Raw genomic sequence first — 3,148 nt, forward strand, 5'->3', positions numbered from 1 at the left:
CAGTGTGCACAACCTCCTGACACCCAGTGTGCACAACCTGATGACACTCAACGTGCACGAGGTGCTGACACTTTACACCAAGTACACGGAATCGCGGTACCAACTACCCCGAATCGACATCAGCAGTCTTGCACTATCTATTTCGATTCCAAGGGCAAAAGAACCATATTGCTTACGGTGTGAGACCTTTACCTGGTCGCGCACAAGTAGCCCGCGCCCAGCCCCCGTGCTTAGCGAAGATGCTCCTGCGCTACAGCGGATAATCTTCTTGGAGAAGTCACCCCCTAGAAGCCCATGAGAGATAGCTGTTGTTATAAACAAAGCAGACAGCTAGACCTACAGGCCAAATAAGAGCCATCAGCCCGGAGTAGGGAAACTCCACGTGCAGCGCACCGACGATAGGCACCGCGAAGACAGGAAAGAAGTACAGAAAGCTTTCCTGCAAGAACTCTCGAACTGGGCGCTGGGGAAAAAGGTGAACCGATCGCCATACTGCAACACCTGTCACCGCGAATCCGACAAGGCCAACACTAGTAGGCAAGACACCGTCTCGACTAAGAAAGGTATAGAAGCAGTAGTATAAGGCCAAACCCGTAAAGATCAAGGTGAAGCAAGCTTTTACCTTATTTTCCCGCGTAACCTTAGCCATTACGAAACAACCTCTTGAATAATGTTCAGGACTCTCTCCAATGGAAGGGGGCCAACATTACCAGTTGCTCCAACCTTTAGAGAGACAATTGTTCTGCGCGTGAGCAGCGGTAGCCCAACCTGAAATAACTACACTGTGACCGCCCCACCAAATCGCAAGATTCTGGCCAAGTGGCAGCGGAACAGCAAACCAAAATGGTGAAATAGCAGCTACTGCCGCAGCGCCCGCTGCCATTCGCCTAGTTCCTTCCTTACTGATATAGGGCTGATCAGGTTCGTAATACCACGTTTCAGGCCCTCCAGCGATGCACTCACCAGTGGAGCGCCCTCATATGGGAAAACAGAAAGACAAAAGCATCAAACGTTGAGTACTAGTTCAACACTTGATGCTCTTTCCGCGAAACATTCAGTCAGTGAGCTGAATGGTCAGAGTAGGTTTTCCGAGTCTATTTCTTTCCATCGTTGAGCTGCCGTGCCACGTTGTTTAAATGCGCTTACGAGGTCGCGAGCTACTGCGGGATGTCCTACGATGTGGCTTACTTTTGATAGTAGTTCGTTACTATCAGTCGCTTCTGAGTTGAGGAAATCTAGGATTTCTTGTCGAGCCCTGTATTCTTGTTCGAAGGTGAGGTCATGGCATAGGCACGCTTTATCCCACGCTTTATGCTCTTCGGGGGCTGAGTTGAGTAGAATTGCTAGCCGTCGTTGGTTAAGTTCTAATTGGGAAATGCGATGCTCGATATTGTCCATGTTTTTATAGGGCCAGCCAAGCAATAACGTCTGCGATCATCAGCGAGTAGGACGTACCGACGATTGGTTCTAGGGCTGTTGTGAGCTTTTCTTTCACGATGTGGTGCTCCAGATCCTCCGTAGATATTGGCAGTGGTGCTAATAATGATAACTTCTACCGAGCTATCGCGCAGGCCGAATTTCGGCGATCTAAGATTGCTTCGGTCACCAACCTTCAACTTCCTCACACCTAGTGAACGGGGTGAAGGAAGTCAATTGAAGTGCCCCCAGATTTTCCCATCTGCTCAGACGGAACAAAACCTGGGGCACTTCAGTCTTTCCAAAGGGAACGAAGAATGTCGACAACATCGACTACGTAGCGGGTTGGTTCATCAAGGCCGCAGAGTACATGGGCGACCACACCGTACGCACGGCATTCGTATCGACCAACTCGGTTGTCCAAGGCGAACAGGTAGCAAACATTTGGTACCCAATCACCCAATTGGGCTTCCACATTGACTTCGCGCACGACACCTTCCGTTGGGCGAACGAAGCAAGTGACCAAGCTCATGTCTTCTGCGTCATCGTGAGCTTTTCAAAGCAAAAGGTCACCCCGCGCTTATTCCGCTACGAGACGCCAGACTCAAACCCGATGGATCTCCACCCGAGCCGCCTCAACACATACCTGGCCAACGCGCCGGATATTTTCGTCTGGAATCGCAATAGGCCCCTTTGCGACGTACCTGTCATCGGCATCGGCAACAAACCAATTGATGATGGAAATTATCTCTTCACCGAAGAAGAAAAAGACGAGTATCTTGCCAAAGAACCGTTCGCTTCAAACTTCCTCCACCCTTGGGTCGGTTCTCGCGAATTCTTGCAGGGCAAGAAGCGTTGGGGACTTTGGCTGGGTGATGCGAGTGCCGAGGACTTCAAGAAAATGCCTCTGGCAAGAGAACGAGTTAAGCGAGTTCAACAGTATCGAGCAGCCAGCACCAGTGCACCCACCCGGAAACTTGCTGATACCCCCTCGTGATCGTGGGAATGATTTCAGAGTCCTCCGCTCACCCACCCACTACTGCTACCGTTAATTCCGGTTCACGCTGATGGCCCTACACGGTGATGTGAGCGTGACTCCCTCTGTCGGTGCGCGGTAGGCCCGCGCGTGACGTGGGCTGCCCCGTGTGCCTTGTTTGGCGAGGAACAACCCTACGACGTTAGGGAGGTAGAAGATGGGTAAGCACTCATTGGATACACCCGGTCGCAACGGAAAAGACCTTGACGCCACGAAGCATAGCTGGCTTGATGTGGCAGTCAAGGTCGTAACACTTGCGACCGTAACCGTGAAGTTCATTTCGGTGATACTTCACATGGGTCGTTAGGCCCGAGAGCCTCAACTATCTGCAACTAGTTGGGGCTCTTTTTATAGAGCAGCGACAGTCCGGCAATGAACCACGCTGTCACCTCCGAGGCTACCGAGCGCTCACCACTTTCGCAATACCTTTTCGCCAAACCACACTACTGCTCACGTTATTTTCAATCCGAATAACCCTCCACGGCGTATGGTGGGTCCGAGCGCCGTGAGCTGTTCCACTGATCAGTGTCGTCCCCACCCGACGAGCTTTCAGAATGAAACTCAGACTGAATAAGGACGGCCGTAATTGATGTTCACGTTACTTCGTTCTGTGAAGGGCGACAGTAAGAAGTCACTCTCCCACGGGCATGGGACCCTCCACAGGTACGTGTCATCACCCAAATAACCGTCTTCGTC

At 51.6% G+C, this 3,148-nt stretch carries 1 protein-coding gene; it reads left to right on the plus strand.

Annotated elements, in window-relative coordinates; genetic code table 11:
- Positions 1–1,678: 1,678 nt before the first annotated feature.
- Positions 1,679–2,413 (plus strand): DNA methyltransferase, encoded by a 735-nt coding sequence (locus tag QP752_RS11140; protein WP_336621668.1) that lies wholly within the window; start codon positions 1,679–1,681, stop codon positions 2,411–2,413.
- Positions 2,414–3,148: the final 735 nt, after the last annotated feature.

The organism is Corynebacterium sp. UMB10321 (assembly GCF_030228725.1).
Taxonomy (GTDB): domain Bacteria; phylum Actinomycetota; class Actinomycetes; order Mycobacteriales; family Mycobacteriaceae; genus Corynebacterium; species Corynebacterium pseudogenitalium.